We start from the raw sequence: 891 nt of genomic DNA, 5'->3' as shown, positions 1-891 counted from the left end.
ACACGGGCAAACATTATTCCTCTCCTTTAAATTGGCTGTATACTTGTTTTATACGTTCCATCAAGACATCCTGTGTAGTTAAGCCATATGCCACTGGTGAAACACGTTGGCTCACTGGGTTCACCAAAAGCAGTGCTGGAAAATAACGAACACCCAATCGATTCGCTTGCCCTTGATCCATTCGAGAATTCAGTAGTTCTGGAGAGGTTGCGCCATCGACACTAACGGGCATCAGATGAATGCGAAATCGCTTGCAAAAATCAACAACAATGGGAATTTGCTTTAAGTCATAAGGGCTTTTTCCTCGATAGAAAAACAACAATCCATGAGATTTGGATAAACGGTTTATGACCTCTACTGTTTGGGATTCGCGCACTTCATCGGTGATTTTGGCACCCAGATTAGAAGTTGGATGAGTCACCGCATAATCATATTCGGGATGCGCCAACATCGTTTGCTGAAACAACGACTTAAACCGTGAGGATTCTTTAAGCCAGTAATCCTGGAGACTTAAAAATACGCGCATGTCCTCTACTTTTTTGGTATACCGTGCTTTATGAAGCGCTTCCATGGTGTAGAAACGCAAAACGGCATCGCGCTCAGTATAACTTAGGTTATTAAAGTCAATACCGGCGGGCTTTTTCTTCTCCACGCTTTTGTTTTCTTTTTCTTTTGTGTACCAAAGAAATCCCACGGGCTTATCGGCAAATACCACCCCATTAAGAAGCAAAAGTACCATCAGAATAGCTCTAGTCATGAGCGCGCCCCTGTTGCTTTAAGCGTTCAATATGGGATTGATTGGAATTGTTAATAGAACCATTATTTGGCAAAGCCATGCGCGCAATCAGTTCTTGCTGGATAGGGGATAAATCCAATGCGGCAAAATTGATG

Annotated in this window: 1 protein-coding gene; it reads right to left on the bottom strand. The window is 42.9% G+C overall.

What is annotated here, in order from left to right:
• Nucleotides 1-13 precede the first annotated feature (13 nt).
• Entirely contained in the window at nt 14-757 is a 744-nt protein-coding gene (gene traF, locus Lbru_RS11250) for a type-F conjugative transfer system pilin assembly protein TraF (protein ID WP_058442234.1), read from the bottom strand.
• Between the last annotated feature and the right edge of the window lie 134 nt (nt 758-891).

Origin of the sequence: Legionella brunensis (genome assembly GCF_001467025.1) — a bacterium.
GTDB classification, from domain to species: Bacteria; Pseudomonadota; Gammaproteobacteria; order Legionellales; family Legionellaceae; genus Tatlockia; species Tatlockia brunensis.
The sequence above is the reverse complement of the archived record's forward strand: the minus strand, read 5'-3'. Positions and strand labels throughout refer to the sequence as shown.

Bases quoted from the DNA above. Each gene is read 5' to 3' on its own strand.
- traF (WP_058442234.1), bottom strand. From the start codon at position 757: ATGACTAGAGCTATTCTGATGGTACTTTTGCTTCTTAATGGGGTGGTA.